The 25571-nt window shown below is 60.7% G+C and carries 19 protein-coding genes; 2 read left to right on the top strand and 17 right to left on the bottom strand.

The window, feature by feature from the left end:
* Nucleotides 1-92: 92 nt before the first annotated feature.
* From hemN to ccoN (AC1DXW_RS16025), 16 genes are all read right to left on the bottom strand, one after another.
* Complete coding sequence (hemN, locus tag AC1DXW_RS16100; protein WP_477760199.1) at nucleotides 93-1475, bottom strand: oxygen-independent coproporphyrinogen III oxidase; 1383 nt, start codon at nucleotides 1473-1475, stop codon at nucleotides 93-95.
* Between the two features lie 215 nt (nucleotides 1476-1690).
* Nucleotides 1691-2374, bottom strand: coding sequence for a sulfite exporter TauE/SafE family protein (locus tag AC1DXW_RS16095; RefSeq protein ID WP_477753682.1), 684 nt, complete (start codon nucleotides 2372-2374; stop codon nucleotides 1691-1693).
* Nucleotides 2367-2585 (bottom strand): cbb3-type cytochrome oxidase assembly protein CcoS, encoded by a 219-nt coding sequence (ccoS, locus tag AC1DXW_RS16090; protein WP_477753681.1) that lies wholly within the window; start codon nucleotides 2583-2585, stop codon nucleotides 2367-2369. Before ccoS ends, AC1DXW_RS16095 begins: the two co-directional genes overlap by 8 nt.
* A 22-nt stretch (nucleotides 2586-2607) precedes the next feature.
* Nucleotides 2608-5061, bottom strand: coding sequence for a heavy metal translocating P-type ATPase (locus AC1DXW_RS16085; protein WP_477753680.1), 2454 nt, complete (start codon nucleotides 5059-5061; stop codon nucleotides 2608-2610).
* A gap of 154 nt (nucleotides 5062-5215) precedes the next feature.
* On the bottom strand, nucleotides 5216-5755 hold the full coding sequence (locus AC1DXW_RS16080; protein WP_477753679.1) for a FixH family protein: 540 nt from the start codon (nucleotides 5753-5755) through the stop codon (nucleotides 5216-5218).
* A gap of 11 nt (nucleotides 5756-5766) precedes the next feature.
* A complete protein-coding gene (gene ccoG / locus AC1DXW_RS16075) occupies nucleotides 5767-7182 on the bottom strand; it encodes a cytochrome c oxidase accessory protein CcoG (RefSeq protein ID WP_477753678.1) in 1416 nt (471 codons plus the stop codon).
* A 205-nt stretch (nucleotides 7183-7387) separates the two neighbouring features.
* Nucleotides 7388-7798, bottom strand: a complete 411-nt coding sequence (locus AC1DXW_RS16070; protein ID WP_477753677.1) for a PIN domain-containing protein — start codon at nucleotides 7796-7798, stop codon at nucleotides 7388-7390.
* Entirely contained in the window at nucleotides 7798-8052 is a 255-nt protein-coding gene (locus tag AC1DXW_RS16065) for a type II toxin-antitoxin system Phd/YefM family antitoxin (protein ID WP_477753692.1), read from the bottom strand. Before AC1DXW_RS16065 ends, AC1DXW_RS16070 begins: the two co-directional genes overlap by 1 nt.
* A 187-nt stretch (nucleotides 8053-8239) precedes the next feature.
* A complete protein-coding gene (gene ccoP / locus AC1DXW_RS16060) occupies nucleotides 8240-9217 on the bottom strand; it encodes a cytochrome-c oxidase, cbb3-type subunit III (RefSeq protein ID WP_477753676.1) in 978 nt (325 codons plus the stop codon).
* Nucleotides 9214-9399, bottom strand: coding sequence for a CcoQ/FixQ family Cbb3-type cytochrome c oxidase assembly chaperone (locus AC1DXW_RS16055; protein WP_003175465.1), 186 nt, complete (start codon nucleotides 9397-9399; stop codon nucleotides 9214-9216). The genes ccoP (AC1DXW_RS16060) and AC1DXW_RS16055 overlap by 4 nt, the downstream gene beginning before the upstream one ends.
* Nucleotides 9400-9404: 5 nt before the next feature.
* Nucleotides 9405-10013 carry a cytochrome-c oxidase, cbb3-type subunit II gene (gene ccoO, locus AC1DXW_RS16050; protein WP_009042961.1) on the bottom strand — a complete coding sequence of 203 codons (609 nt, stop codon included), beginning with the start codon at nucleotides 10011-10013 and terminating at the stop codon, nucleotides 9405-9407.
* Complete coding sequence (gene ccoN / locus AC1DXW_RS16045) at nucleotides 10013-11455, bottom strand: cytochrome-c oxidase, cbb3-type subunit I (protein WP_046041350.1); 1443 nt, start codon at nucleotides 11453-11455, stop codon at nucleotides 10013-10015. The genes ccoO (AC1DXW_RS16050) and ccoN (AC1DXW_RS16045) overlap by 1 nt, the downstream gene beginning before the upstream one ends.
* A 482-nt stretch (nucleotides 11456-11937) precedes the next feature.
* On the bottom strand, nucleotides 11938-12891 hold the full coding sequence (ccoP, locus tag AC1DXW_RS16040) for a cytochrome-c oxidase, cbb3-type subunit III (protein WP_477753675.1): 954 nt from the start codon (nucleotides 12889-12891) through the stop codon (nucleotides 11938-11940).
* Nucleotides 12888-13100 (bottom strand): cbb3-type cytochrome oxidase subunit 3, encoded by a 213-nt coding sequence (locus AC1DXW_RS16035; protein ID WP_477753674.1) that lies wholly within the window; start codon nucleotides 13098-13100, stop codon nucleotides 12888-12890. The genes ccoP (AC1DXW_RS16040) and AC1DXW_RS16035 overlap by 4 nt, the downstream gene beginning before the upstream one ends.
* Before the next feature lie 3 nt (nucleotides 13101-13103).
* Nucleotides 13104-13712: a cytochrome-c oxidase, cbb3-type subunit II gene (ccoO, locus tag AC1DXW_RS16030; protein ID WP_008020035.1), complete on the bottom strand. Its 609-nt coding sequence runs from the start codon at nucleotides 13710-13712 to the stop codon at nucleotides 13104-13106.
* Between the two features lie 10 nt (nucleotides 13713-13722).
* On the bottom strand, nucleotides 13723-15147 hold the full coding sequence (gene ccoN, locus AC1DXW_RS16025; RefSeq protein ID WP_477753673.1) for a cytochrome-c oxidase, cbb3-type subunit I: 1425 nt from the start codon (nucleotides 15145-15147) through the stop codon (nucleotides 13723-13725).
* Nucleotides 15148-15242: 95 nt separating this feature from the next.
* Here ccoN (AC1DXW_RS16025) and AC1DXW_RS16020 point away from each other — a divergent pair, with 95 nt between their 5' ends.
* The gene (locus AC1DXW_RS16020) at nucleotides 15243-15920 is read left to right on the top strand and encodes an alpha/beta family hydrolase (protein WP_477760192.1); all 678 of its coding nucleotides are present in this window, start codon (nucleotides 15243-15245) and stop codon (nucleotides 15918-15920) included.
* 206 nt (nucleotides 15921-16126) lie between these two features.
* Here AC1DXW_RS16020 and AC1DXW_RS16015 read toward each other — a convergent pair whose 3' ends face one another.
* The gene (locus AC1DXW_RS16015) at nucleotides 16127-17692 is read right to left on the bottom strand and encodes a methyl-accepting chemotaxis protein (protein WP_477760191.1); all 1566 of its coding nucleotides are present in this window, start codon (nucleotides 17690-17692) and stop codon (nucleotides 16127-16129) included.
* Between the two features lie 322 nt (nucleotides 17693-18014).
* On the opposite strand from AC1DXW_RS16015, the gene AC1DXW_RS16010 reads away from it, so the two are divergent.
* Nucleotides 18015-25565 (top strand): SDR family NAD(P)-dependent oxidoreductase, encoded by a 7551-nt coding sequence (locus AC1DXW_RS16010; protein WP_477760190.1) that lies wholly within the window; start codon nucleotides 18015-18017, stop codon nucleotides 25563-25565.
* Nucleotides 25566-25571: the final 6 nt, after the last annotated feature.

Here is a 25571-nt window from a genome sequence, read left to right as displayed (position 1 = left end):
TCTTCAATCCTTGTGGGAATTCACACATAAGACGTAAGGGTAACTCACCCGAGGACATTGGGGCCAGCCTGTGGCACTTTTGTCGCAGCGCTCTAGATCACCCGTGAGAACCGTTGCCGGCTGTGTTGTTCCAGGTATGCGTCAAAGACCATGCACACCGAGCGCACCAACAGTCGCCCGGCGGGCAGGATGGTGATCCTGTCGCGATCGAGTTCGATCAACCCGTCTTTGGCCATGTCTTGCAACTGGGGCCAGAGATCGCCGAAATAGCCTTGAAAGTCGATGTTGAAGGCCTGTTCGATGTCAGTGAATTCGAGACTGAAATTGCAGATCAATTGCTGAATCACCGCGCGCCGCAGCCGGTCATCGGCATTGCACAGCAGGCCGCGGCTGGTGGCCAGTTGCGATGTGGCAAGAACGTTCTGATACTCGGTCAGGTCGCTGCTGTTCTGGCAGTACAGGTCGCCGATCTGGCTGATTGCCGACACGCCGAGGCCGATCAAGTCACAATGACCGTGGGTGGTGTAGCCCTGGAAATTGCGTTGCAGGGTCGATTCTTCCTGGGCAATCGCCAGCTCATCGTCGGGCAGGGCGAAGTGGTCCATGCCGATGTAGCGGTAGCCGGCCGTGATCAGTTGCTCGATGGTGCGCTGCAGCATTTCCAGTTTCTGCGCGGGTGTCGGCAGCTCATTGCTGTTGATGCGCCGCTGCGGCATGAAGCGTTCCGGCAGGTGGGCGTAGTTGAACACCGATAACCGGTCCGGTTGCAGGTGGATGACCTCTTCGACGGTGCGGGCGAAATTCTCCGGCGTCTGTCTCGGCAGGCCGTAGATCAGGTCGATATTGATCGAACGAAACTGCAAGGTGCGGGCCGCATCGATCACCGCGCGGGTTTCTTCCAGGCTTTGCAGGCGATTGACGGCTCGCTGAACCGCCGGGTCAAGGTCTTGCAGGCCGATGCTGACCCGATTGAAACCCAGTTCGCGCAGCAGGCCCATGGTCGACCAGTCGGCTTCACGGGGGTCGATCTCGATGCCGTAGTCGCCGGAGTCGTCGTCCAGCAAATGGAAGTGTTTGCGCAAATGCGCCATCAACTGGCGCAGTTCGTCGTGGCTGAGAAAGGTGGGCGTGCCGCCGCCGAAGTGCAGTTGCTCGACTTTCTGCGTGGGGTCGAGGTGGCAGGCGATCAACTGGATTTCCTGTTCCAGGCGCTGCAAATACGGCTGCGCCCGGCCGCGATCCTTGGTGATGACCTTGTTGCAGGCGCAGTAATAGCAAATGTTCGCGCAGAACGGCACGTGCACGTACAGCGACAAGGGGCGTTGAGCCTTGCGGCTGTCGCGCAGAGCATGAAGCAGGTCAAAGGTGCCGACCTGGCTGTTGAATTGCACGGCGGTCGGGTACGAGGTATAGCGTGGTCCCGCCAGGTCATAACGGCGGATCAGATCGGTGTCCCAACGAATGGCGTCGAGCATCATGCGGGCATTCCCCCGGATAGGCTGGCAGTGTCAGCCACTTTATGCGAGGGCGGGGTGGGGCATCTTGATTTGCATCAAGGTCAGAATCTTTGTCGTTTGTGAGGGCCTCATCGTCGGATCGCCGCCCGGAGCAAGCTCGCTCCCACAGGGGGAGTCGCTGTGTACACAAAACCTGTGGGAGCGAGCTTGCTCGCGATGGGCGCGCCGCCGGTTTAATGCCCCATGATCCAATGCTGATGCGGCCCCGGCAAGGTCCAGAGGCCGAACAGCATCACCAGCAATCCGCCCGCCATCCGCACACTGCGCTTGCGCAACAGTGCGGTGACGCGCTCGGCGGCGAGGCCTGTCGCCAGCAGCACCGGCCAGGTGCCGAGCCCGAACGCGAGCATCAACAATGCGCTGTCCAGCGCGTTGCCCTGGCTGGCCGACCATAGCAAGGTGCTGTAGACCAGGCCGCACGGCAGCCAGCCCCAGAGCGCGCCCAACAGCAGCGCACGCGGAACGCTCGACACAGGCAGCAACCGGTTGGCGACTGGCTGGATATGCCGCCACAAGCCGCGACCGAGGCTTTCGATACGGGTCAGGCCGCTCCACCAGCCGGCCAGGTACAGGCCCATGGCAATCAGCAGCAAGCCGGCGAGGATACGCAGGAACATCGCAGCCGGGCTGCTGGCCACGGCCCATCCGGCCAGGCCGATCAGCAGTCCGGCGCAGGCATAGCTCAGAATCCGTCCCAGGTTGTAGGCCAGCAGCAGGCGAAAGCGGTGGCTGCGTTGTTCCTTGGGAATTGCCAGGGTCAGCGCGCCCATCAAGCCGCCGCACATGCCCAGGCAATGGCCGCCGCCGAGCAAACCGAGGATCACCGCAGACACCAGCAGTGGCGCCAATTCAAGCATGGGGCGGGGCCTTGTCTTGCGGCTTGGCCGGTTGGCCGCTGGCCTCATCCACGGCAGCAGTGTGGTTCGGGTCCTGGTCGTCGAACAGGATGCTGTGGGCCGGGCTGTCGAGGTCGTCGTACTGACCGCTGTCCACTGCCCAGAAGAAGATATAGACGGCGATGGCCACGATCAGCAGCGCAGCGGGAATCATCACGTAAAGAGCTGGCATCTGGACTCCATGCCCACACGGCTCAGGCCGGCAGCGGGCGGGTTTCTGACGTGACGCAGTGGGCGGGCGCGCTCGGCATGCGAGTCAGGCGCAGCGCGTTCAACACCACGGTCAACGAACTGATCGACATGCCCACCGCCGCCCAGACCGGAGTGATCCAGCCGAGGGCGGCGAAGGGCAACATGAGGCCATTGTACAGCCCGGCCCACAACAGGTTCTCGATAATGACCCGACGGGTGCGCCGCGCCAGGCTGAAGGCTTGCACCAGCGCGTCGAGGCGGTTGGACAGCAGCACGGCATCGGCACTGGTTTTTGCCAGATCGGTGGCCGAGCCCATGGCGACGCTGATATCCGCAGCCGCCAGCACCGGCACGTCATTGACCCCGTCACCCAGCATCAACACCTTGCGTCCTTCTTTGTGCAGTTGTTGCAGGACTTGCAGTTTATCGTCCGGACGCAAGCCGCCACGGGCTTCGTCGATACCCAGTTCCGCCGCCACGCTGGCGACCATCGGTGAGCTATCGCCGGACAACAACAGCGTGCGCCAGCCACGCGCCTTGCACGCGGCCAACAGCGCGGGCGCATCGGCACGCAAGCGATCATCGAGGACGAGCCAGGCCAGCGGCCCCTGGCTGTCGCCGAGTAGCAGCCATTGGCCAGCCTCTTCGGGCATCGACGGCACCACGGCGCCGCTGAGTTCGCAGACGAAGCGAGGTTGGCCGATGCGCAGGCGTCGCTCTTCAACCAGCCCCTCCAGGCCGAGGCCCGGTGTGCTGTGGACTTCTTCGGCAGCCATCGGCGCGCGTCCGAAAGCACGGGCGATCGGGTGTTCGGAGCGATTTTCCAGGGCGGCGGCGAGGCTCAGGCATCGATCGCTGTCGAGCGTGCCGAGAGGGCGGATTGAGCGCAGCGCCAGGCGCCCTTCGGTGAGGGTGCCGGTCTTGTCGAAAATCACCGTGTCGATCTGGTTCAGGCCTTCGAGCACATGGCCACGCGTCAACAGCAGGCCAAGTTTGTGCAAGGTGCCGGTGGCGGCGGTGAGAGCGGTGGGCGTCGCCAGTGACAAGGCGCACGGGCAGGTCGCCACGAGCATCGCCAGCACGATCCAGAAGGCCCGCGATGAGTCCAGCTCCCACCACAGCAGGCCAATCGCGGCGGAGGCGATCAGCGACAACAGCAGGAACCATTGCGCGGCGCGGTCGGCGATTTCCGCCAGGCGCGGTTTTTCGGCCTGGGCACGATCGAGCAGGCGAACGATGGCTGAGAGGCGAGTGTCCTGGCCCAGGGCCTGGACCTCGACGGTCAGTGCGCCTTCGACGTTCATTGTGCCGGCGGTGACCGCGTCGCCGAGGGTGCGGGGTTGCGGCAGGTACTCGCCGGTCAGCAACGACTCGTCGACACTCGACTGGCCGTCGAGGATCTTGCCGTCAGCCGGAAGAATGGCGCCCGGATGAACCAGCACCTGATCGCCAATACGCAGTTCACTGAGCAGAATGCGTTCGCTCTGGCCGTCAGGTGTCAATCGCAGGCACGAGGCGGGCAATAGATTCACCAGCTGCGCGGTGGCGGCGGCGGTGCGTTCGCGGGCGCGTCGTTCCAGATAACGCCCGGCCAGCAGGAACAGGGCAAACATGCCGACGGCATCGAAATACAGTTCGCCGACCCCGGTGATCGACGTCCAGATCCCGGCAATGTAGGCGCTGCCGATGGCCAGCGACACCGAAACGTCCATGGTCAGGTGGCGGGTACGCAGATCGCGCATGGCGCCTTTGAAGAACGGCGCGCAGCTGTAGAACACGATCGGGGTGGTAAGGAACAGTGCGACCCAGCGCAGGATGGTGTGCAGTTCGGGGCTGAGATCGATGTTGAATTCAGGCCAGGTGGCCATGGTTGCCATCATCGCCTGGAACCACAGCAGCCCGGCCACCCCGAGCTGGCGCAGGGCCAGGCGGTTTTCGCTGGCCAGTTGTTCGCTGGCGCGGTCGGCCTGATACGGGTGTGCGGCGTAACCGATCTGGCGCAGTTCACCGAGGACCTGGCTCAGGGGTAATTGCCCATCGGCCCAGCGTACGTGCAGGCGATGGTTGGACAGGTTCAGGCGCGCCTCGGCTACGGCAGGCAAAGTGCGCAGGTGTTTTTCGATCAGCCAGCCGCAGGCGGCGCAACTGATGCCTTCCATCAATAGTGTGGTTTCGGCGAGGTCGCCGTCGTGGCGAACGAAGGACTGCTGCACATCGGCGCGGTCGTACAGCGCCAGTTCATCCACCAGTTGCACCGGCAGGGCTTCGGGGTTGGCCGAGGCTTCGCTGCGGTGTTGGTAATAGCTTTCCAGACCGCCGGCGACGATGGCTTCGGCCACGGCCAGGCAACCCGGGCAGCAGAATTCGCGGGACTCCCCGAGCACGACGGCGATGAAGCGGCTGCCGGCCGGGACGGGCAGGGCGCAGTGGTAGCAGGGGAGTGGGGTGGTGGTCATGGAGTATTCACTGGTACTGCTGAATCTCTATCGTCGGATAGGGCCTCATCGCGAGCAAGCTCGCTCCCACAGGGATCGTTGGTGTACTCAGGATCTGAGCATGGCGCTGATCAACTGTGGGAGCGAGCTTGCTCGCGATGCGCGAAGCGCGGCTTTATTTCTTCAGGTCTTCGGCACCTTGCAGCGGTTCGTCACCCAGCAGCAGGTCCTTGTCATGGCTGACCATTTCTTCTTCGAACATGCGCCAGATGTGCTCGTCCTGGGTGCCGAGCAACTCGATAAAGCGCCGGCCTTCGATCTTGTCGCTCAACTGGCCGATGTAGCGGCCCTGTTCGGTTTCGCTGCGGGCCAGGATGATCTTGCGATCCTTTTCCGGCTGGGTCGGCGAGATCAGGTTCAGCTCCAGGGTCTTGGGCTGGCTCTCGCCGCTCAGGCGCAGGTCAACCTCGCCGGTCACGCCATCGAGATGAACGCTGGCGCGCATTTTCAGGGTCTGGGCCAGCAGCTCACGGTCGAGGGAGCGGTTGATGCCTTTGCCAGCCTCGTAGTAGTTGTCGTTGACCAGGTTGTCCGGGTTGTTCACCGCGATGGTCACCATGGACAAGGTCAGGGCCACCGAGCAGGCCAGGATCCCGATGATGATCCACGGCCAGAGGTGCTTGTACCAGGGGCTTGCGGCAGTTGCTGCGGGCATGTTCAGTTCTCTCAACGATTTTGTGGGCCGATGAACCGGCTCTTGGCTTCGATGTGGACGCTGTCGTCATCGGCATCCTTGAGGATGAATTTCACCTCGTTGGTGCTCGACGGCAGTTTTTCCGGCGCGACGGACAGCTCGGCAGGCTGGCTGACGATCTCGCCGGCCGCGACCTTGATCTCGCGCCGGCCCTGCAATTTGAGATCCGGCAGGCCAGAGGCTTCGAGCACGTAGATATGGTCGCGCTGGTCCTTGTTCATGATTTTCAGGCTGTAGACGTTTTCGATCCGGCCTTCGGCGTTCTCGCGGTACAGCACGCGGTCCTTGCTGACATCGAAACCCACCAGCGCACGCATGAAGAATGCCGTCGCCAGCAAGCTGATCATCGCCAGCAGCACCACGGCATAGCCGATCAGGCGCGGGCGCAGTTTATGGGTTTTCTGCCCGGACAGGTTGTGCTCGGTGGTGTAGCTGATCAGCCCGCGCGGGTATTCCATCTTGTCCATGATGGCGTCGCAGGCATCGATGCAGGCGGCGCAACCGATGCATTCGATTTGCAGGCCGTCACGGATGTCGATACCGGTCGGACAGACCTGGACGCACATGGTGCAGTCGATGCAGTCACCCAGGCCCTGAGCCTTGTAGTCGATGCCTTTTTTACGCGGGCCACGGCTTTCGCCACGGCGCGGATCGTAGGAAACGATCAGGGTGTCCTTGTCGAACATCACGCTCTGGAAGCGCGCGTACGGGCACATGTAGATGCACACCTGTTCACGCAGCCAGCCAGCGTTGCCGTAAGTGGCGAGGGTGAAGAAGCCGACCCAGAAGTACGACCAGCCATCCGCCTGGCCGGTGAAGAAGTCGAACACCAGTTCGCGGATCGGCGAGAAGTAGCCGACGAAGGTCATGCCGGTGACGAAGCCGATCAGCAGCCACAGGGTGTGCTTGCTGAGTTTGCGCAAGAACTTGTTGGCGCTCATCGGCGCCTTGTCGAGCTTGATGCGTTGGTTGCGGTCACCTTCGGTGACTTTTTCGCACCACATGAAAATCCAGGTCCAGACGCTTTGCGGGCAGGTATAGCCGCACCAGACCCGGCCGGCGTACACGGTGATGAAAAACAGGCCGAACGCGGCGATGATCAACATGCCGGACAGCAGAATGAAGTCCTGGGGCCAGAAGGTGGCGCCGAAAATGAAGAACTTGCGCTCCGGCAGGTTCCACCAGACGGCCTGATGACCGCCCCAGTTCAGCCACACCGTGCCGAAATACAGCAAAAACAACATGGCACCGCCGGTCATCCGCAGATTGCGGAACAAGCCGGTGAAGGCGCGGGTGTAGATTTTTTCTCTGGAGGCGTAGAGGTCGACGCTGTTGTTCGCGTTCTTGGCAGGTGGAGTGACGTCGTGTACCGGTATCTGGTTGCTCATCATCGCATCCCACGGCAGTGGAAGAGTGCCTCGGTCAGTACGTGCCGACCGCGGTCAAAAAGGGGTGTTGCAGTGGCTCAATGATACGCCTGTCGCTCTAGCCTGCGGGTGCGACCTTTGGTCACGTTTGGCAAATTCATTTGATGGTGTAATGACTTGAATCAATTGACTTGGGAATTATGGGCGGTTTTACGCATGTCGCCGGTCATTCGACCCATGGGTTGATCAGTTGTACACCGCTGGACTGAAAGTCTGCGACATTGCGTGTGACCACCGTCAAACCATGAACCAGCGCCGTGGCAGCAATCAAGGCATCGCTTTCATTGGCTCTGTCGGGGATATGCAGACTGGCGCAGCGAATCGCTACGGCGGCATCGACCGGAAGGATTCGGGCGTCGAAGGCTGGCATAACGTGATGCTTCAACCAAGTGCGCAAGACTTTCCCTTGGGCGGGATCCCGACGCTCCATTCGTAGAACGCCTGTTTCCAGCTCCTTCAAGGTAATAGCCGAAATGAACATGCGTGGAGCGATGACACTTTTGGCCCACGCAACGACGTTCGCATCAGCCTGGGGTTTGCGTAGTTCGGAAATTACGTTGGTGTCGAGTAGAAACATCAGGACAGATCCACAGGGCGATGTTTGATCACGGCACGCTCGGTTTCGAATTCGATATCGACTGCTTCTGGCATGACCAGCAGTTCGGCGATGTCGGCGTGGGTGCCGGTCAGTTTTTGGTAGTCCTCAATGCTTAGCAGTACATGGGCCGGTTTGCCTCGGTCGGTGATGAAAACAGGCCCCTGGCGAGTGGCTTTTTTGGCACCACTTGTGTCCTGGTTGAATTCGCGGCTGGAAATTGTGGTGATGGCCATCATGGTTGGCCCTCCTGAAGCTGCTTTGTAGAAACGTTACTACTATGCGTGTCGCCCCACAACCTCAGAGAGGGCATAGGGCATTACCATTGGTCGCCGTACGCTAGAGATCAGCGCTGAAAAAACAAAACGGCCCCGCCAATTCACATTGGCGGGGCCGTTTTTTTTGTTGCTTCAAGCGTTTGCCTTACTCGGCGTCCGCTGCCTTCTCACCGTGAGACAGGCTGTAGACGTAAGCGGCCAGCAGGTGAACCTTGTCGTTGCCTTGCAGCTGTTCTTGCGCAGGCATCTGGCCCTGACGGCCGTAACGGATGGTCTGTTGCAGTTGAGCGAAGCTCGAACCGTAGATGAACGCTGCCGGGTGAGTCAGGTTGGGTGCGCCCATCGCTGGCGTGCCTTTGCCTTCCGGACCGTGGCACGCCACGCAGTTGGTGGCGAACAGTTTCTGCCCGGCAACCGGGTCGGCCTTGGTGCCTTCCGGCAGCTTGCGGCCATCGAGGTTGGTCAGGACAAACGCGGCCACGTCGGCCACGCCTTGCTCGCCGATCACTTCAGCCCATGCAGGCATCACGGCGTGACGACCGCCCATGATGGTGGTCTTGATGGTTTGCGGCTCGCCGCCCCAGCGCCAGTCGGCGTCGGTCAGGTTCGGGAAACCATAGGCGCCCTTGGCGTCGGAACCGTGGCAAACCGAGCAGTTGGAGGCGAACAGGCGGCCACCCATCTTCAGGGCTTGCGGGTCCTTGGCCACTTCTTCGATTGGCATGGCAGCGAACTTGGCGAAGATCGGACCGAACCTGGCGTCCGACTTGGCCATTTCCTTTTCCCACTCGTGAACGCCGGTCCAGCCGGTCTGGCCGTTGGCGAACGGGGTCTGCTTCTCGTTGTCGAGGTAGCCGTAACCCGGCAGCAGGCCTTTCCAGTTACCCAGGCCCGGATACAGCGCCAGGTAGCCCAGTGCGAAGATGATGGTGCCCACGAACAGCATGAACCACCATTTCGGCAGCGGGTTGTCGTACTCCTCGATCCCGTCGAAGGAGTGCCCGACTGTCTCGTCCGTCTGCTCTGCGCGCTGGCCCTTGCGGGTCGACAGCAGCAGCCAGGTCAGGGAAAAGATCGTACCGAGACTGAGGACTGTGACGTACAGACTCCAGAATGTAGTCATTCTTTGTTACTCCTAGAAGCTTGCTCGACGTGCTTGATGGCTTCGGGATCATCCGCGAAAGGCAGCAAGGTCGCGTCTTCAAACTCCGACTTGCGCTTGGGACTGAACACCCACAGTGCCAGTCCGATGAAGGCCACCATCACGACAACGGTGCCTAGGCCACGAATCATCCCGATATCCATCCAATTCACCGTTTGCTTTTGATGATGGTGCCCAGGCCTTGCAGATAGGCCACCAGCGCGTCCATTTCGGTTTTGCCCTTCACAGCATCCTTGGCGCCGGCGATGTCTTCGTCGGTGTAAGGGACGCCGAGCGTGCGCAAGACTTCCATTTTTTTTGCGGTATCTTTGCCGTCGAGCTTGTTTTCCACGAGGAACGGGTAGGCCGGCATTTTCGACTCGGGCACTACGTTGCGCGGGTTGTACAAGTGCGCACGCTGCCAGTCATCGGAGTAACGGCCGCCGACACGGGCCAGGTCCGGACCGGTACGCTTGGAACCCCACAGGAACGGGTGGTCCCAGACGCTTTCACCGGCGACCGAGTAGTGGCCGTAGCGTTCGGTTTCGGCACGGAACGGACGGATCATCTGCGAGTGGCAGCCGACACAACCGTTGGCGATATAAACGTCCCGGCCTTCCAGTTCCAGGGCGGTGCGGGGCTTCATGCCCTCGACCGGCTTGTTGGTGACATCCTGGAAAAACAGCGGAACGATCTGGGTCAGGCCGCCGATGCTGACGGCGATGACCATGAAGAAGGCCAGCAGGCCAATATTCTTCTCGACTGCTTCATGCTTCATCAGTGAGCTCCAACTACGGCAATCTGTTCGGCGGCTTTGGCTTCAGCCGGGTTCGAGGCGCGTACGGTACGGAATACGTTGTAGGCCATGAACAACATGCCGGTGGCGAAGAACGCACCGCCCAGGGCACGGACGATGAAGCCCGGGTGGCTGGCTTGCAGCGCTTCGACGAACGAGTAGGTAAGGGTGCCGTCGTCGTTGATTGCACGCCACATCAGGCCCTGGGTGATGCCGTTGACCCACATCGAGGCGATGTAGAGCACGGTACCGATGGTCGCGAGCCAGAAGTGGGTGTTGATCAGGCCGGTGCTGTGCATCTGCGCACGACCGAACAGTTTCGGGATCATGTGGTAGATGGCGCCGATCGAGATCATCGCAACCCAGCCCAAGGCGCCTGCGTGTACGTGGCCGATGGTCCAGTCGGTGTAGTGCGACAGCGAGTTGACGGTCTTGATGGCCATCATCGGGCCTTCGAAGGTCGACATGCCGTAGAACGCCAGGGAGACGACCAGGAAGCGCAGGATCGGGTCGGTGCGCAGCTTATGCCAGGCGCCCGACAGGGTCATCATGCCGTTGATCATGCCGCCCCAGCTCGGCGCGAGCAGGATGATCGACATCGCCATGCCCAGGGACTGAGCCCAGTCCGGCAGCGCGGTGTAGTGCAGGTGGTGGGGACCGGCCCAGATGTACAGGGTGATCAGTGCCCAGAAGTGCACGATCGACAAACGATAGGAGTAGATCGGACGCTCGGCCTGTTTCGGCACGAAGTAGTACATCATGCCCAGGAAGCCGGTGGTCAGGAAGAAGCCCACGGCGTTGTGGCCGTACCACCACTGGATCATCGCGTCCGTCGCGCCCGAGTAGGCCGAGTAGGACTTGAACAGGCTGACCGGCAGCGACATGTGGTTGACGATATGCAGCATCGCTGTCACGACGATGAACGCGCCGTAGAACCAGTTACCCACATAGATGTGCTTGGTCTTGCGCTTGACGATGGTGCCGAAGAACACCAGACCGTAGGTGACCCAGACAATGGCCAGCAGAATAGCCAGGGGCCATTCCAGCTCCGCGTATTCCTTGGTGGTGGTGAAACCCATCGGCAAGGTAATGATCGCGCCGACGATCACCGCTTGCCATCCCCAGAAGGTGAAGGCGGCGAGGCTGTCGGAAATCAGTCGCGTTTGGCAGGTTCGCTGCACGACGTAATAAGAAGTGGCAAACAGTGCACATCCACCGAAGGCGAAAATCACCAGGTTGGTGTGCAATGGGCGCAGGCGTCCAAAGCTCGTCCATGGCAGACCGAAGTTCAACTCCGGCCAGACCAGTTGCGAGGCAATGAAGACACCGAGCCCCATGCCAAGGATCCCCCAGACCACCGTCATGATGGCGAACTGGCGGACTACCTTATAGTTATAAGCAGTCGGACTGATTGCTGTGCTCATTCTAAGGTTCCACGGTTTGGGTGTTTTATTAGGATTAAAAATCGGCCGCAAGTATGGAGAAAGCAAGGGGTCATTGCAACGCGCCATGACCTGGGTCAATGCTTTCAAAAGCTGATTCTGCGGCCTTTCCATGCGCCGCGTAAGGACAAAATTGCCCGCGGGCAAAACATCCCGGCGGACTGATCAGGCGAGGGGGTCAGGTCGGATGTAACGGGGTGTGTTCAAACGCAACGTTTGGCTGACCGAAGGCAATTGGTGCGACAGCCGGTATCTACCAGCCTTTGCGGCCTGTCATCGGGCAGATTCGTCGAACACATCGTTCAGGGTCGACCTGGAACCGGCACCGGCCAGTCCGCATCGGGGGAAGCTTAGACCCGAATCCTGGGATCCGAAAGAAAGAGTCACAGAGGGTGCGACAATGCGTCGCAAAGGGGCAGGGAACTGCCGCATCCGCGAGAATGCGGCAGCAGAGCGGTCGGGATTTATTCGCGGTTGTCTTCAGCCTGCAGGCGCTCGGTATTCAAACTGTGGGACAGGCTGTACACATACGCGGCCAGCAATTGCACCTTATCGCTGCCCAGCAGTTCGTTCTGCGCCGGCATATGGCCCTGGCGGCCATGCCGAATCGTCTGCTCAAGTTGTGTCAGGCTCGTCCCGTAAATGAAGCCGGCCGGGTGCGTCAGGTTCGGCGCGCCCATGGCTTCAGTGCCCTGGCCGTTTGCCCCATGGCAAGCCACGCAGGTGGTGCTGAACGCTTGCTGTCCGGCCTGCAGGTCGGCTTTGCTGTCGGCAGGCAATGGCAGCTTGGCCAGGCCATGGCGCACATACGCGGCGACGTTTTTCACACCTTCCTCACCCAGGACTTCACCCCAGGCCGGCATCATCGCCATCCGGCCACCCATGATGGTGGTCTTGATGGTTTCTGCATTGCCGCCCCAGCGCCAGTCGCTGTCGGTCAGGTTGGGGAAGCCGAACGCACCCTTGGCATCCGAGCCGTGGCACACCGAGCAGTTGGAGGCAAACAGGCGGCCGCCCATTTTCAATGCCTGTGGGTCCTTGGCCACTTCTTCCACGGGCATTGCCGCAAACTTCGCGAAGATCGGCCCGAACTTCCCGTCAGCCTTGGCCATCTCCTTTTCCCATTCGTGCACCCCGGTCCAGCCGTTTTCGTAGCCGGGGAGGACGCCTTTCCAGTTGCCCAGGCCCGGATAGAGGATCAGGTAGCCGACGGCGAATGCCAAGGTGCCGGCGAACAGCATGAACCACCATTGCGGCAACGGGTTGTCGTACTCCTCGATGCCGTCGAAGCTGTGGCCCATGGTCTGGTCGACACTGCCCTTGGTTTCACCCTTGCGGGTGCCGATCAACAGCCAGGTCAGGCCGATCAGGCTGCCGATGGTCAGTACGCAGATCCACGTACTCCAGAAGGTGGTCATGGCCGGGTACTCCTTGTGACAGGTTCTTCAGTGATGTCGGGTTGTGGTTCGTCGGCGAACGGCAGCAGGCGCGCTTCGGCGAATTCCGGGCCGCGCTTGCCGTTGAATACCCACAGCGTCAGGCCGACAAAGGCCACGAACACCACGACGGTGCCAAGGCCGCGGATCATTCCAGTGCTCAATTCGATCTCTATAAAAGACATGGGCATGGCTCACCTCTTGCTCTTGATCGCAGTGCCGAGCACTTGCAGGTAGGCGACCAGCGCATCCATTTCGCTCTTGCCCTTGAGCGAAGCGACGGCGCCGGTAATGTCTTCGTCGGTGTACGGCACGCCCAGGGTGCGCATGGCCTTGATCTTGGTTTCGGTGTGGCTGCTGTCGAGCTGATTGGCCACCAGCCACGGGTAGGCCGGCATCTTCGACTCCGGCACGACGTTGCGAGGGTTGTACAAGTGCGCGCGGTGCCAGTCATCCGAATAACGCGCGCCGACCCGCGCCAGGTCCGGCCCGGTGCGTTTCGAGCCCCACAGGAACGGGTGGTCCCAGACGCTTTCGCCGGCCACCGAGTAGTGCCCGTAGCGTTCGGTCTCGGCGCGGAACGGCCGGATCATCTGCGAGTGACAGCCGACGCAGCCTTCGCGGATATAGATGTCGCGACCTTCCAGTTGCAGCGCGGTGTAGGGCTTCATGCCTTCCACCGGTTTGTTGGTCACGTCCTGGAAGAACAGCGGGACGATCTGGGTCAGGCCGCCAATGCTCACGGCCAGGATCATCAGCAGCAGCAACAGGCCGACGTTTTTCTCGATAGTTTCGTGTTTCATGGCGGACTCCTCAGGCCATCTGCGCGGCAGCGGCGACGGCGGCAGGCTGCGAGGCCCGCACGGTGCGCCAGGTGTTGTAGGCCATCAGGAACATGCCGCTGAGGAAGATCGCGCCACCCACCAGCCGCACGACGAAGCCAGGGTGGCTGGCCACCAGGGTTTCGACGAAGGAGTAAGTCAGCGTGCCATCCTCGTTCACCGCACGCCACATCAGGCCCTGGGCGATGCCGTTGACCCACATCGAGGCGATGTACAGAACGGTGCCGATGGTGGCGAGCCAGAAGTGCGCGTTGATCAGGCCGATGCTGTGCATCTGCTCGCGGCCGAAGACTTTCGGGATCATGTGGTACAGCGCGCCGATGGAGATCATCGCCACCCAGCCCAAGGCGCCTGCGTGTACGTGGCCGATGGTCCAGTCGGTGTAGTGGGAGAGGGCGTTGACCGTCTTGATCGCCATCATCGGCCCTTCGAAGGTCGACATACCGTAGAACGCCAGCGACACCACAAGGAAGCGCAGGACCGGGTCGCTGCGCAACTTATGCCAAGCGCCCGACAGGGTCATCATGCCGTTGATCATCCCGCCCCAGCTCGGCGCCAGCAGGATCAGCGACATCACCATGCCCAGCGACTGCGCCCAGTCTGGCAGCGCGGTGTAGTGCAGGTGGTGTGGGCCCGCCCAGATGTACAAGGTGATCAGCGCCCAGAAGTGCACGATCGACAAGCGATAGGAATACACCGGACGCTCGGCCTGTTTCGGCACAAAGTAGTACATCATCCCGAGGAAACCGGCGGTGAGGAAAAAGCCTACGGCGTTGTGTCCATACCACCATTGCACCATCGCATCGGTAGCGCCGGAGTACAGCGAGTAGGACTTGGTGAAGCTGACCGGCAATTCCATGTTGTTGACGATGTGCAGAATCGCCACGGTGATGATGAACGCACCGAAGAACCAGTTACCGACATAAATGTGTTTGGTCTTGCGCTGCATGATCGTGCCGAAGAACACGATGGCGTAGGCGACCCAGACGATGGTGATCAGGATGTCGATCGGCCATTCCAGCTCGGCGTATTCCTTGGAGCTGGTGTAGCCCAGCGGCAGGCTGATGGCCGCCAGCAGGATCACAAGCTGCCAGCCCCAGAAACAGAATGCGGCAACTGCGGGAGCAAATAAGCGTGTTTGGCACGTCCGTTGTACGGAGTACAACGAACTGGCGAACAAGGCGCAGCCGCCAAAGGCGAAGATCACCGCGTTGGTGTGCAGGGGGCGCAAGCGGCCGAAGCTGGTCCACGGCAGATTGAAGTTGAGTTCGGGCCAGACCAACTGGGCAGCGAGAAAAACCCCGAGCCCCATGCCGACGATGCCCCACACCACCGTCATAATGGCGAATTGGCGGACCACCTTGTAGTTGTAGGCGGTACTGATAGAAGTGTTCATGGTTCCCCATCCACGGTTCAGCCGAAGTGAGCGCACTCGCGCAAGGCAGCGCACCCTTCGGCCGGAGTTATAGGCAGACTAAAAGCGAGGCAAGCATGGACAAAGGGCACAAGGCCGGTATTGACGGGGATCAATGGGCGCAGTGCGTGCGGGATCATGGATGGTTGTGGAATGCCGCCGCTGGCAAGGCTGCGGCGACGCTGATCCTCGCCCATGGCGCCGGCGCACCGATGGACAGCGACTGGATGAGCGACATGGCTGCACGCCTCGCCGCTCAAGGCGTCAACGTGTTGCGCTTCGAGTTTCCGTACATGGCGCAGCGGCGCATCGACGGCGGTAAACGCCCGCCGAACCCGGCGCCGAAACTGCTGGAATGCTGGCGCGAGGTGTATGCCCAGGTGCGACGCCATGTCACTGGGCCGCTGGCCATCGGCGGCAAGTCCATGGGCGGGCGGATGGCCAGTTTGCTCGTGGATGAATTGGGCGCGGATGGGCTGGTGTGCCTGGGGTATCCGTTCTATGCGGTGGGTAAACCGGAGAAGCCGCGGGTTGAGCATCTGGCGGGGTTGAAGACTCGAACCTTGATCGTGCAGGGCGAGCGCGATGCGCTGGGCAATCGTGAGGCGGTCGAGGGGTATGCGCTATCGCCGGGTATCGAGGTGTTCTGGCTGGTGGCAGGGGATCATGATCTGAAGCCGTTGAAGGCTTCCGGGTTTAGCCATGAGCAGCATTTGGCGGCTGCGGCGCAGAAGGTGGCCGCATTTCTTCGATGAGGTTTTGTGCAGGCTGTGATGGCCCCATCGCGAGCAAGCTCGCTCCCACAGTGATGTGTGGTGTGGCTTGATTTCGTGAACAACGCGAAACCCTGTGGGAGCGAGCTTGCTCGCGATGAGGGACTACCAGGCAACATCACTTTCACAGGCTCAATAAAAAACCCGGAAGTGTTCACTGTCCGGGTTTTTTGTCACTCCAGCCTCTATCAGCGGTTAAACCGCTCCACCAACGAATATTGCGTATTGGCAGTCTTGGTCAGCTCTTCACTCAGCAACGCCGAGTTCTGCGCCTGTTCCGAAGTCTGGTCCGCCAGGTCCGAAATGTTGCTGATGTTGCGGCTGATTTCTTCGGCCACGGCACTTTGCTCTTCGGTCGCGGCAGCGATCTGGGTGGTCATGTCGGTGATGTTGGCCACCGCTTCGCTGATCCCCACCAGTGCCTGGTCCGCTTCCAGTACCCGCGCCACGCCTTCTTCCGCCTGACGATGCCCGGCTTCCATGGTCTGCACGGCAGTACTGGCGGTTTGCTGGAGCTTGGCGATCAGCGCATGAATCTGCCCGGTGGATTCGCTGGTGCGTTGCGCCAGTTGACGGACTTCGTCGGCCACCACCGCAAAACCGCGACCCATCTCGCCGGCACGGGCCGCTTCGATGGCAGCGTTCAGGGCCAGCAGGTTGGTCTGGTCGGCGATGCCTTTGATCACGTCGACCACACCTCCGATTTCGTTGCTGTCCTTGGCCAGTTGGGTCACGGTCACGCCGGTTTCACCGACCACCACCGACAGGCGCTGGATGGCTTCGCGGGTCTCCCCGGCGATGTCACGACCACGACCGGTCAGGCGATTGGCTTCCTGGGTGGCATCGGCGGTGCGTTGTACGTGGCTGGCGACTTCCTGGGTGGTAGCGGCCATCTGGTTGACCGCGGTGGCCACCTGTTCGGTCTCGACCCGTTGACGTTCCAGGCCGCTGGAGCTGTTGTGCGCCAGGGCATCGGATTGCCTGGCCTGATCGGTCAGGTGTTCGGCCGTGTCCTGCAAACGCGTCAGGCAGGTTTTCAGGCGTGCTTCCTGACTGAGTATGGACATTTCCAGACGCGCCTGGGCGCCGCGACTGTCGGTGTACATCTGTGCGATCAACGGATCGGAGGTGGTCTGCTCGGCCAGGCGCAGCAAGCGCTTGAGGCCACGCTGCTGCCACTGAAGGCCCATCAGGCCCAGTGGTACCGAGAGTCCTGCTGCCAGGGCAAACCCCCAATGGGAGTTCAGCGATGCACCGATCATGAAGCTCAATTGGCTGACCAGAATGAACGGCAGCCAGTCCTGCAGGATCGGCAACCATTTATCCGAGGAGGGAACGGCCGGCTTGCCCTGGTTGATGCGTTGGTAGAGCGCTTCGGCGCGGCGGATCTGTTCGGCAGTGGGCTTGACCCGCACCGACTCGTAACCGATCACCTGATTGCCTTCGAAGATCGGTGTCACATAGGCGTTCACCCAGTAATGATCACCGCTCTTGCAGCGATTCTTGACAATGCCCATCCATGGCAAGCCTTGTTTCAATGTGCCCCACATGTGCGCGAACACCGCGGCCGGGACGTCGGGGTGACGGACCAGGTTGTGCGGTGCACGGATCAGCTCCTCTCGGGAAAACCCGCTGATTTCGACGAAAGCCTCGTTACAGTAGGTGATCATGCCCTTGGCATCGGTGGTGGAAATCAACCGTTGCTGAGCCGGAAAGGTCCGTTCGCGTTGTGTAGTGGGTTGGTTGTTACGCATGGCTTTTTCAATCCGCAAGGCTTTCAAGAGTTGTCGGCTGCGTCGCGGGTTTATTGAATGTTTTTTTAATAACCTGACGTGTGTCTCAAATTCGCCCTGCGTTGAAAGGATTGACCTGCCCAGCGGTTGAACTTTTCAGGTTTCCCTTAATGGACCCGGCGCGTATGATTCGCGGCTATTTTGCGCGTGACGTTATTTTTGGTCAGGTAGCAAGCAGTACATAACATCCAGGGTGTCGCCGGGTTTCCTGCATTTACATTAATGGAATTTGATTGTTGTTCAGCTTTTGGAAAAGGGATGGGGATGAATAGGGCAAGTAGCAATGCGTAAGAAAGTTGCAATCATAGGGACGTCGTTCCGTTTTCCAGGCTCTACTTCTGCAACTTTTTGGCCGCACCTACTGGACCGGCAGAGCTTTATTACCCAAGCGGACTTTTCTCGCTGGTCCAAGGACGAGTTCCTGCACCCGGACAAGGCAAACCCAGCAACGTCGTACACGTTTGCTTCCGGTTCCCTGGGCGATATTTCTACTTTCGATGCTGGATTCTTCAATATTTCTCCTCGTGAAGCGGCGGTCATGGACCCTCAGCAGCGTTTATTGCTGGAGCTTGGCTGGGAAGTGTTCGAGAACGCCGGTGTCAAACCGTCGAGCCTGCGTGGCAGCGATTGCGGTGTTTACCTGGGGATCGCCAGTGTCGACTACGGCTATCGTCTGACGCATGACATGTCGACGATTGATGCGGCAACCGCCACCGGTAATACCTTCAGTATCGCGGCCAACCGGCTATCTTTTTTTTATGACCTTCAAGGCCCGAGCATGGCCATCGACACGGCGTGCTCTTCTTCCCTGATGGCCTTTCACCAGGCTTGCCAGGCCATTCAGAACGGCGATATCGAACAGGCGATTACCGGTGGTGTCAGCCTGCATCTTCACCCTTTTGGCTTCTTGATCTTTTCCAAGGCTTCAATGTTGTCGCGCACGGGGCAATGTCATGTGTTCGATGAGTCTGCAGATGGCTATGTCCGTTCTGAAGGCGCGGGGCTTTTCTATCTGAAGGATTACGACAAGGCGATCGAGGACGCAAACCAGATCCTCGCGGTCGTTGCCGGCAGTGCGGCTAATACCGATGGGCGAAAGTCGAGTTTGACCGTCCCGAGCGCGGATGCGCAGATAGCCCTGATGAAGCAGGCCTACGACAGTGCTGGCATCAGTGCGACAGACATTGACTACCTGGAAGCTCACGGTACGGGCACGCCAGTCGGCGATCCTATCGAGAGCCGGGCTATCGGTGAGGCGCTGGGGCAGCAGCGCCCGGCGGATCAGCCACTGCTGATCGGTTCGATCAAAAGCAATATCGGGCACCTTGAGGCAGCCTCGGGTGTCGCCGGTTTGATGAAGGCGCTGTACTGCGTGATCGAACGCAAGGTGCCCGCCACCATCGGCATCAAGAAGCTCAATCCGAACATTCCTTTCGCTGACCTCAACCTGAGTGTGGTCACTGAAACCCAAGCGCTCAAACCCAGCGGAAAACTGGTGGTCGGTGTCAACTCTTTCGGTTTCGGCGGGGCCAACGCCCACGTCATCCTGGAAAGTCCGCCACAGGCGCCGCAGGCCCCGCGCCAGATGGGGCAGTCAGTGCCGTTGATTGTTTCTGCCAAGGACAACGCAGCCTTGGCGGCCCAGTCCGAACAGCTGGCGCAATTTTTGTCCGGGCCGGACGCGGCAAATCTTTACGACGTGGCCTACCAGTCGATGTTTCGCCGCGAGTTGCTCCCGCAACGGGTGGTGGTGTTCGGTGCGGATGCTCAACGCAGCGCTCAGACGCTATTGGATTTCGTCACGGAACCGGGCGTTCCGGCGTTGTCGGCGGTACTGGAAAGTGGCCGTGTCCTGGATCAGGCAAAAGGGCCCGTGTTCGTCTTCTCCGGTAATGGATCGCAGTGGCAGGGCATGGGCAAGTCGTTGCTGGCCGATCCGGTTTTCCATCAGGCGGTTGCCGAGGTGGACGCGGTTTTCCATGCGCTATCCGGCTATTCGTTGATCGCCGAACTGGCGGTCGAGCTGGGTGATGACCGCTATCAGTTGACTGAATTTGCGCAACCGGCGTTGTTTGCATTGCAAGTGGGTGTCACCCGCATGCTGGCCGAAAAAGGCGTAGTACCGGTGGCCGTCATCGGCCACAGCGTGGGTGAAGTCGCTGCCGCCTGGGCATGCGGAGCACTGACGCTGAACGACGCCACCCGTGTGATCTACCATCGCAGTCGCCTGCAAGGCTTGACCAAGGGCTGCGGCAACATGTCGGCGGTAGGGTTGTCGGGGGCGGACACTGCGAGCCTGTTGAAGACGCTCGACCTGGACAGCGAGTTGGTCGTCGCCGGCGAGAACAGTTTCAAGGGGGCGACCGTCGCCGGCCAGGTGGCTGCGCTAGAAACCCTGGAACACGCGCTGACCGAGCGTCAGGTATTCGTTCGCCGACTGGGTCTCGATTATGCGTTCCACTCGCCGGCCATGGATGTGATCGCCGATCAAGTCATCGACGTGTTGAGCGACATCGTCCCGGGTCACGCCAGTATTCCAATGTATTCGACCGTGACCGGCGACGTGCTGGCTGGTGAACATCTGGACGCCGGGTACTGGTGGAAAAACATTCGTTATCCGGTGCTGTTCAAGTCCGCCAGTGAGGCGCTCGCCGAGCAGGGCTACAACGTATTCGTGGAGGTCGGCCCGCACCCGATCCTGCGTGCCTATGTGGCCGATGCGATGGCCAGCCAGGAGCTGGAAGGGGTTGTGATCCCGACGGTGCTGCGTGGTGAAGAAAACCCGCAGATGATTGATCGTACGCTGGCGAAGGTACTGATTGCCGGTGTCGACATCGATCTGCAATGCCTGTTTCCTCACTCCGGCCGTTTCGTGCAATTACCCAATTACGCCTGGCAGCGCGAACGTCACTGGCACGCAGACACGCCCGAGTCTTCCGGCCACCTGAGCCGAGAGCGCGTCCATCCGCTGTTGGGTTATATGCTGCCGGAGCATGAATTCACCTGGGACAATCGCCTGGATACGCAACTGTTCCCGTCACTGGGCGACCACATGGTGGGCGACTCGGTGTTGTTCCCGGGCGCGGGTTTCACCGAAGTCGCACTCGCTGCTGCATTGCAGTATCAACCCGGTGAGTATGTGGAAATCGAAGAGCTGGAAATTCACAGCCCGCTCTTGCTTCACTCGGATTTCAGCAAAAAGGTCCGTGTGATGATCGACACTACCGACGGTGCCCTTTCCATCGTGTCGCGCAGCACTGCCCAGGCTGAGCCGTGGGTGCAGCATGTGGTTGCCAGGCTTGTGGGTGAAGCGCGCGGCGGGTTGCTGGCCAGCACCGCTCCAGTCGTTCCAGCGCGCGCTCCTGATTTCACCTCGTCCGGGCACCTGGCGCTGACCCGTGCGGTTGGTCTCAATTATGGCCCGGCTTATCAAGCCGTCGAGGCAGGCTGGATCGACGGCAACCAGGTGTTGGCGCGGTTGACGGTCCCGGCCCCGATCGAGGATGAACTCGCAACGTTGAATGTGCACCCGGCACTGCTGGACAGTGCCTTCCAGTTGATCACCCAACTGTTGGACCAGGAGGCCGACAGCCGCAAAGACCTGGCCTTTATCCCGGTGAAACTCGGGCGTATCGCCTTCGCTGCTGGCAGCCTGCCGCCTTGTCTGGCCCAGGTCACTCTGGTACGACGTTCAGCGCATTCCCTGTTGGCGGACTTCACGTTGTACGACGTCCATGGCCGCGCGGTCATCTGCATCAAGGACGCCCGTTTTCGTGGGGTTCGGCTGCACAAGGATCGCAGTGGCGACATCAAACTGGTGGACTTTGTCGGGGTTGCCAAACCCTATCCTGCGAATGAACGCGCATTGCCATTGGCGGACTCACGGTTGGAGGCGCAGTTGCAGCAGCACCTTTGCGCTATCGCGGATGATCCCGGATTGCTCCGTTATGCCGATGAAATCGACCCTTTGCTCGAGGGTCTGTGTGGCAGTTTCGTGCTGGAAGCCATCGAGAAGCTGGGCGGTGAGCTGACGCTGCAACAGCGCTCCACCTGGGAAGCAGGAGGTTATCTTGAGCATCTTCTTGAGCAAGCGCTGGAGGATGGCAGCCTGGTTGCGACAGGCGATGGCGGCTGGCAGCTTGCCGATCAAGGCGAGCGAGCGAGTGCGCAAGACATCTGGCAGGAACTGTTCAGCAGCTATCCCGAACACTTCCAGATCATTCATTCGGTCGGCCGGATCGGCATGCATCTGCTGGAGCTGATCAGCGGTCAGGTGAAGATTGCGCAACTGCTGCCACGGGAAACCACGCCCGCCGCATTGACCCGCCTGGTGCTCGGCGCGTCCGGTCACCAAGCGTTGCTGGGCGGTCTGCGAGAACATATCACCCAACGGTTGAGCGCTCTGCCTGACGGGCAGCGCCTGCGTATTCTCGAACTCGGTTTCGAGGGGGTACCACTGGCGGCAGACTTGTGTGTCGGCCTGGATTTTGACCGGGTCGATTATCAGTACTCTGCGCAGAACATTGAAATTGCGTCGATGCTCCAGGCTGAGCTCCCGGAGCTTCAGATACTGAGTCTGGAGGCGTCGGAAAAAATCGCCCGGGTGCCGGCGAACGACTTCGATCTGGTCCTTGTCGCCACCGACCTGGCACCGCTGGAAGCCGTCAGTCAAGGCTTGCACCATGGCGCTGCAAGGCTGTGTGCCAACGGTGAAGTGCTTCTGTTGGCGCAACACCCTGCGCGTTGGGCGGACTTCACATTTGGCGCCGAACCTTCCTGGTGGCTGGCCCGACAGGGGCAACAGGCGTTAGCGGTGCAACAGCCCCCGGGATTCTGGCAACAGGAATTGCGGCGTCATGGCCTGAAGGTGTCCGAGCCGCTGGAGTTCATTCCGTACTCGGCGTCTGGCTGCTATCTGTTGGTAGCCGCCGAAAATTGTGCGAAGACCCTCGCGGTTGCACGTGAGTATCCGCGCCAGAGCTGGTTGCTGGTAGCCGATGGGCAAGGTCCTGAAGCACCGTTTGCCCGGGCACTCGCCTCGATGTTGCGCGAGCAAGGTCAAGAGGCCGCGCTGCTCGCGCCTGGCTCGGCATCGGATCTGGCGCAACAGTTACGTGAACGTCCAGCGGTGCCTCAACACGTGGTAATGCTGGCCGGCCTGTTCGCACCCCAAGGGCTTGATGCCCAGGCTGACCGCTGCATGCACGCCGCAGCCATCACGCAAGCCTGTGAATCGGCCGGCGTCGCTGCGGATTGCTGGTTGCTGACCTCCGGCGCCGCCATCCATTTGTTACCGCAAGGCAGCCGCCTGGATACGACTGTGCAAGGCATTGCCGATGCTGCCTTGTGGGGCTTCGGTCGGACGTTGACGAACGAAGCGGTCGGTTGTCGAGTTCGTCTGCTCGATCTGGCGATTGGCGCTGGCGTCGAGGCCCTGGTGCCGGCACTGCTCAATGCGGATGAAGAAACCGAACTGGCGATCAGCGCGGCGGGCGATCGGTATGTCGCACGGCTGCGAATCCAGCCCGATGAGTTGCCAGGCAGTGCGCTGCTGGATGCGCCGACGCAGATCAGGCTCGGCTTCGATTTGCCGGGGCAGCTGCGCAATTTGCGCTGGGAAGCACGAGCGCCGCTGGTGCCGGCAGACGATGAACTGGATATCGAGGTTCAGGCCACGGGTTTGAACTTCCGCGATGTTATGTTCGCGTTGGGTCTGCTGTCTGATGAAGCGATCGAAAATGGCTTCTCGGGCCCGACGCTGGGCTTCGAGTTTGCCGGTGTGGTGCGCGGTAAAGGGGCGATGGTCGAGGGTGATTTCCAGCCGGGCGACCGTGTCGTCGGTTTTGGTCCGTCGAGCTTCGCCAATCGCCTGATCACCAATGCCAATGCTGTGGCGCGCATTCCTGAAGGCATGTCGTTTGAAGCGGCGGCGACCATTCCGAGTACTTTCTTCACCGTGTATTACGCCGTGCATCACCTGGCGCGGCTTGAACCGGGAGAGAAAATCCTGATTCACGGTGCAGCGGGCGGCGTCGGCATTGCCGCGATCCAGATTGCAAAATGGTGCGGCGCCGAAATCTACGCCACGGCGGGTAGCGACGAGAAGCGCGATTTCCTGCGCCTGTTGGGCGTCGAGCATATCTTCGACTCGCGTTCGCTGGCGTTTGCCGATGACATCCTGGCCATTACCGATGGCCGCGGCGTGGACGTAGTACTCAACTCCCTGGCGGGTGAGGCCATCAATCGCAACCTGCGAGTACTCAAGCCGTTTGGTCGCTTCCTCGAACTGGGCAAGCGCGACTTTTACCAGAACACCAAGATCGGCCTGCGGCCGTTCCGCAACAACATCAGCTACTTTGGCATCGATGCCGACCAGCTCATGAGCGAACGTCCGCAGCTGACCCGTCGGCTGTTTGGCGAAATGATGGCATTGTTCCGCGACGGCATTTTGAGTCCGCTGCCTTATCGCGCCTTCGATGCCAATGAAGTCGTCGAAGCATTCCGCTACATGCAGCAGGCCAGGCAGATCGGCAAGATCGTCGTCACCTACCGCACACCGATCCAGCAGGTTTTCCACGCGCCGGTGGCGCAGGCTCAGGCCTTGCAACTGGCCGCCGACGGCACCTACCTGGTGACGGGCGGGCTCAGCGGTTTCGGTCTGCGTACTGCGCAATGGCTGGTGGAGAAGGGCGCGCGTCACCTGGTGCTGCTCGGTCGTCGCGGTGCTGCTACCGAAGAAGCGCAGCCGGCGCTGGCGGCGTGGCGCGAGCAAGGTATCGAGGTGCAGGCGCTGGCTTGCGATATCACCGATAGCGCTCAATTGCGCAGCGTGCTGGCGAGCATCGAAGCCTCCAAGGCACCGTTGCGGGGCATCGTGCATGCGGCCACCGTGTTTGATGATGGGCTGATCCGCAACCTCAGCCAGGAGCAGTTGCAACGGGTGCTTGAACCCAAGGCCAAAGGCGCGCAATACCTGCATGAATTGACGGCCCATTTGCCGTTGGACTTCTTCGTGCTGTTTTCCTCGGCAACGACCTTGTTCGGCAACCCGGGGCAGGCCAACTACGTCGCCGCCAACCATTGGCTCGAAGCGTTGGCGCGTCATCGCCTGGCGCAGGGGCTGCCGGCAACCAGCGTACTCTGGGGAGCCATCGATGATGCGGGTTTCCTGGCGCGCAACCAGGACATCAAAGATGCCCTGCAAAGCCGCATGGGCGGTGCTGCCCTGCAGTCGCAAGCGGCACTGGAAACCCTGGAGCGGTTGCTGTTGCAGCGGCGTTCGGGGCTGGGCGTACTTGAGCTGGACTGGAAAGCACTGTCGCGATTCCTGCCGGCAGCCGGCTCGCCAAAATTCAATGAGCTGGCCAGATTGCACGGTGGTGAGCAGGACGAAGAAAGCGATGTCGACGATATCCAGCGGCTGTTGACCGAAATGGACGACTGCGAGCTGATCGAACTGTTCGGTGAAATGCTTAAACAGGAAATCAGCGAAATCCTGCGGTTACCAACCAGCAAACTGGACGCCACGCGACCGCTTCAAGAGTTGGGGCTGGACTCGCTGATGAGTGTCGAACTGGTGGTGGCAGTCGAGGAGCGATTCGGTGTGCGTCTGCCGGTAATGGAGCTGAGCGAAGCGTCAAGCATCGGCAAAATCACTGTTCGAATCCTTGAACTCCTGCGAGGCAATCAGGATTGCGATGTGCAACCGGATACCGAACATAACGGGCAGACGCTGACGAGCGATACGCTCGCCCGTCACGGGGTCGACATTTCCCGCGACGACATTGCGCCGTTGAGCACCCAGGATTTGAAACCTTCACGTTTGATTAATTGATCCGGA

The organism is Pseudomonas sp. P4_C4 (assembly GCF_056402055.1).
This window is presented reverse-complemented; position numbering and strand designations above follow the sequence as displayed.